Source organism: Novosphingobium sp. B-7, from assembly GCF_000410615.1.
Taxonomy (GTDB): Bacteria; Pseudomonadota; Alphaproteobacteria; order Sphingomonadales; family Sphingomonadaceae; genus Novosphingobium; species Novosphingobium capsulatum.
Genome location: NZ_KE148525.1, coordinates 22091 through 26730, shown reverse-complemented (window position 1 = coordinate 26730; position 4640 = coordinate 22091). Strand labels below are relative to the sequence as shown.

Genomic DNA, 4640 nt, shown 5'->3' with positions numbered 1-4640 from the left:
AGGGTGATGACTGTGGGCGCGGTGGTTGGCGCTGTGGGCAGCAGGTTCGATCCCGCCGGGGCCGCCGGCTTGATCACCGGGGCAGGGCTGGGAGAATTGAGCGTGGGCAGCGTGGGCGCGGGCACGGCCGGGGTAATCGGCTGGGGGGTGGCCGGTTGGCCCGTAGGCGCCGCCGTTTGGGCCTGGGCCTGTGCCGGGACCAAAGCAGCCGGTGCCGCGATGACCAGGGCCGATGCCGATAGGGCCGATGCCAGCAGGGCGGCGCGCGGTGATCCGGTTGCCGATGAACGTGAGAGGAAAATGCCGCGCATGGCCTGGCCTGAACTGCCTCGTTTCATGATGTGTCGCACTGGCCGGATACGGCCGGATGGCGTTGAATAGTGCCTGAACGGGCGGGCGCAAGCCGCCGGGTTGCGTCATCGCCGGGTTTCGGTGCATGGCGCGCGCAACAGAAAGGATTTTCCCGCCATGTCAGATCCCCATCGTCCGGCTTCCGGCCATCCGGCCCCGCTGCACCTGGGCCAGACCAGCGCCCTGCCGGCATCGCCCGAGGAAGCGGTGCTGGACTATGTGCCCAATCCGCGTAGCGGCACGCTCTATCTCGTGCGCTTTGCCGCGCCGGAATTCACCTCGCTGTGCCCGGTCACCGGCCAGCCCGATTTTGCCCACCTGGTGATCGACTATGCGCCGGGCGAAACCATCGTCGAATCCAAGTCGCTCAAGCTCTTCCTCGGCGCGTTCCGCAACCATAACGGCTTTCATGAAGACGTGACCGTGGGCATTGGCCAGCGCCTGTTCGACGAGATGAAGCCGCAGTGGCTGCGCATCGGCGGTTACTGGTATCCGCGCGGCGGCATTCCGATCGATGTGTTCTGGCAATCCGGCCCGCCACCCGCAGCCCTGTGGCTGCCCGACCAGGGCGTGCCGGGCTATCGCGGGCGCGGCTGAAGGCACAGGCGCCTTGCCACGGATGGACGCAAAAGGGGCGATTCGGCCCCTTTTGTTTTGCATGACTGTCACGCGCGGGATCGGTTAACCATCTAGATGTTCGGTTGAAGTGGTTTTATCCGCATGGATACAGCAAGTTGCGACCATCATTTACCATTGCTTAGGATGCTTTTGCCACAAGCGCAGCGGGGGGCCGGAAACAGGAGACTTGGATATGACCTTTTTCCGCCAGCTGATTACCGACACCGAAGGCGCCACCGCCATCGAATATGGCCTGATTGCCGCCCTCATCTCCGTTGCCGCGATCACCGCCATGGGTACGCTCGGCAACTCGCTGTCCAACACGTTCAATTTCGTGTCGAACGACATGAACAACGCCTCTGACGGTCACCTCTAAGGCGCCCGCGGAACGGCCGTGATCGGCCGGGCCAGGCCTGTGCACGGTTTGGGGTAATCGTGCACAGGCTGTGCTGGCTTCGCGGCTGAGAACCCCTTTTCAAAAAATTAAGGCTATTACTGACCGAAAGTTAGTGTTTCGGCCGGTTCAGCTACGCAAAAATGCGTAGGCCATTTACCATTGGTTAGGGGGAGTTTGCCAAAAGAGCAGCGGGGTTACTCAAACAGGAGACTTGGACATGACCTTCTTCCGCAAGCTCATCAAGGACACCGAAGGCGCCACCGCCATCGAATACGGCCTGATCGCTGCTCTCATCGCTGTTGCCGCCATCACCGCCATGGGCGCGCTGGGCAACTCGCTTGGCAACACTTTCAACCTCGTGTCGAACGACATGAACAACGCCTCTGACGGTCACCTCTAAGGCGCCCGCGGAACGGCCGTGATCGGCCGGGCCAGGCCTGTGCACGGTTTGGGGTAATCGTGCACAGGCTGTGCTGGCTTCGCGGCTGAGAACCCCTTTTCAAAAAATTAAGGCTATTACTGACCGAAAGTTAGTGTTTCGGCCGGTTCAGCTACGCAAAAATGCGTAGGCCATTTACCATTGGTTAGGGGGAGTTTGCCAAAAGAGCAGCGGGGTTACTCAAACAGGAGACTTGGACATGACCTTCTTCCGCAAGCTCATCAAGGACACCGAAGGCGCCACCGCCATCGAATACGGCCTGATCGCTGCTCTCATCGCTGTTGCCGCCATCACCGCCATGGGCGCGCTGGGCAACTCGCTTGGCAACACTTTCAACCTCGTGTCGAACGACATGAACAACGCCTCTGACGGTCACCTCTAAGGCGCCCGCGGAACGGCCGTGATCGGCCGGGCCAGGCCTGTGCACGGTTTGGGGTAATCGTGCACAGGCTGTGCTGGCTTCGCGGCTGAGAACCCCTTTTCAAAAAATTAAGGCTATTACTGACCGAAAGTTAGTGTTTCGGCCGGTTCAGCTACGCAAAAATGCGTAGGCCATTTACCATTGGTTAGGGGGAGTTTGCCAAAAGAGCAGCGGGGTTACTCAAACAGGAGACTTGGACATGACCTTCTTCCGCAAGCTCATCAAGGACACCGAAGGCGCCACCGCCATCGAATATGGCCTGATTGCCGCCCTCATCTCCGTTGCCGCGATCACCGCCATGGGTACGCTCGGCAACTCGCTGTCCAACACGTTCAATTTCGTGTCGAACGACATGAACAACGCTTCGGACGGCAAGCTCTAAGGCTTGATCCTGGCGCGATCGCCCGGGCCACGCCGATGCGGCGGCCGGGGCGGTCCCCAGGTCTGCGACGGTCGCCAGCGATCGGGGCGCAGACCATCCACGGTAGAGGGAAAGGGGGGCGGAAACGCCCCCCTTTCTTTTTGTGTCACGGGCAGGGATCGGGCAGCACGGCGTGCACCGCCTCGATCGCGGCCAGTGCTTCGGGCGGCAGCGTCACATCGGCACTGGCCACGGCCAGCGCCAGCTGTTCCGGCGTGGTGGCGCCAATGATGTTCGCTGCCACGAACGGGCGGCTGTTGACATAGGCCAGCGCCAGGGTGGCGGGATCGAGGCCAAAGGCATGGGCGATGGCGACATAGCGCGCGATCGCAGCGTTGGCATTGAGCGTGTCGTAGCGGGTGAACTGGTTGGCCACGTCGCGCCGCGATCCAGGGGGAATCACCCCGCCCAGATACTTGCCGGTGAGATTGCCCGCTGCCAGTGGCGAATAGGCCAGCAGCGGCACGTTTTCGCGCAGCGCCACTTCGGCCAGGCTGCCTTCGAACAGGCGATTGACCAGGTTGTAGGCATTCTGGATCGAGGCCACGCGCGGCAGGCCCTTGTCCCGCGAGAGACGAAGATACTCACCCACACCCCATGCCGTTTCATTCGACACCCCGATGTGGCGCACTTTGCCGGCCTTGACCAGTTCCCCCAGCGTATCGAGCGTTTCCTCCAGCGGGGTCAGATCCTCTCGGTCCTGCACCTGCGCCAGCCCGCGCGCGCCGAACATCGGCACATGGCGTTCGGGCCAGTGCACCTGGTAGAGATCGATATGGTCGGTGCGCAGGCGCGCCAGGCTGCCGTCGATCGCCGAGAGGATATTGCGGCGATCGAGCTTGTTGTCGCCGCCACGGAACTTGCGCACCATGTCGCGCGCCGGGCCGGCCACCTTGGTGGCCAGGATCACCTTCTCGCGCTTGCCGGGCTGGGCCAGCCAGGTGCCGATATATTCCTCGGTGCGGCCGATCGTGTCGTTGTGGAATGGCGTGACCGGATAGGCCTCGGCCGTGTCGATGAAATTGACACCATGATCGATCGCGTAATCGAGCTGCGCGTGCGCCTCTGCTTCCGTGTTCTGCGACCCATAGGTCATCGTGCCCAGGCAGATCAGGCTGACATCAAGGCCGGTCGTGCCAAGTTTGCGGGTTTGCAAGGGATTGCTCCATTCGTTGCGGCTTGCGCCTTCTTGCCGATGAATTGCGCAAATGCACATGAGGATTTTTCATCGGCCGAATGGCCAATGGGCAAGGGCCAAAATGCCTTGCAAATGGAAGCAATGGAGCCAGATAAAACCGCCGCACGAGGAGCCATGCCGCACAAACGCCGGCGCCGGCCCGCGTCTGCAGCAGGCGCACCACGATGCGGCGCCACAGCCGATGGAGAGGCACAGGCCATGGCCGTTTTGCAACCCAGTCTCGATCCCGATCCCGATCACGCCGCACGGGTGTTGAATGCGGTGCAATCCTCGCGCGCGGCGGTTTCGGCGGTGGCGGCATCGTGGTGCCGATCGGCGCTGCACCATGGGCTTGATCCGGCCGCGCCGCGCAGCGTGGCAGAGCGGTTGGGGGGGGCCGAACTCAAGGCTCTGCGCGCCGGCAATGGCGAACTGCTGGCCGTGGCGGCGCCTGTGCTCGATCGGCTGTTCGGCAGCGTGGGCCTGGCAGGCGCCTGCGTGCTGATTGCCGATACTGGCGGCGTGGTGCTGGATTGGCGGGCGGGTGATGCTGACGCCAGCCGGTTCGAGGAACTGGGCCTGGCGCCCGGTGCATCGTGGGCCGAGGCGGCGCAGGGCACCAATGGCATCGGCACCTGCCTGGTGGAGGGTCGCGCCGTGACGATCCACCGTGACGAGCACTTTGCCAGCCGCAACGTGGGCGTAAGCTGCATGGATGCGCCGATTTTCGATGCCGAGGGGCGGCTTATCGCCGCGCTCGACATCTCATCGGCGCGCGGCGACCATGATCGCGCGATGGCCGCGCTGATCGCCGCG

At 63.0% G+C, this 4640-nt stretch carries 7 protein-coding genes and 1 pseudogene; 6 read left to right on the top strand and 2 right to left on the bottom strand.

What is annotated here, in order from left to right; translation table 11 throughout:
• Window positions 1–311, bottom strand: a pseudogene (locus H926_RS35405) (hypothetical protein); the annotation flags it as partial.
• 157 nt (window positions 312–468) lie between these two features.
• Between H926_RS35405 and queF the strand changes: the two are divergent.
• The 5 genes from queF (at window position 469) to H926_RS0124735 (ending at window position 2608) form a co-directional block, all read left to right on the top strand.
• Complete coding sequence (queF, locus tag H926_RS0124755; RefSeq protein ID WP_028658479.1) at window positions 469–948, top strand: preQ(1) synthase; 480 nt, start codon at window positions 469–471, stop codon at window positions 946–948.
• Between the two features lie 214 nt (window positions 949–1162).
• Complete coding sequence (locus tag H926_RS0124750; protein ID WP_022678626.1) at window positions 1163–1345, top strand: Flp family type IVb pilin; 183 nt, start codon at window positions 1163–1165, stop codon at window positions 1343–1345.
• 238 nt (window positions 1346–1583) lie between these two features.
• Window positions 1584–1766, top strand: a complete 183-nt coding sequence (locus tag H926_RS0124745) for a Flp family type IVb pilin (RefSeq protein ID WP_022678625.1) — start codon at window positions 1584–1586, stop codon at window positions 1764–1766.
• 238 nt (window positions 1767–2004) lie between these two features.
• Window positions 2005–2187, top strand: coding sequence for a Flp family type IVb pilin (locus H926_RS0124740; RefSeq protein WP_022678625.1), 183 nt, complete (start codon window positions 2005–2007; stop codon window positions 2185–2187).
• A gap of 238 nt (window positions 2188–2425) precedes the next feature.
• A complete protein-coding gene (locus H926_RS0124735) occupies window positions 2426–2608 on the top strand; it encodes a Flp family type IVb pilin (RefSeq protein WP_022678624.1) in 183 nt (60 codons plus the stop codon).
• A 145-nt stretch (window positions 2609–2753) separates the two neighbouring features.
• On the opposite strand, the gene H926_RS0124730 is transcribed toward H926_RS0124735, so the two are convergent.
• Window positions 2754–3803, bottom strand: coding sequence for an aldo/keto reductase (locus H926_RS0124730; protein WP_028658478.1), 1050 nt, complete (start codon window positions 3801–3803; stop codon window positions 2754–2756).
• 240 nt (window positions 3804–4043) lie between these two features.
• Between H926_RS0124730 and H926_RS35400 the strand changes: the two genes are divergently transcribed.
• A partial coding sequence (locus tag H926_RS35400) for a GAF domain-containing protein (RefSeq protein WP_237741201.1) occupies window positions 4044–4640 on the top strand: 597 nt, incomplete at its 3' end.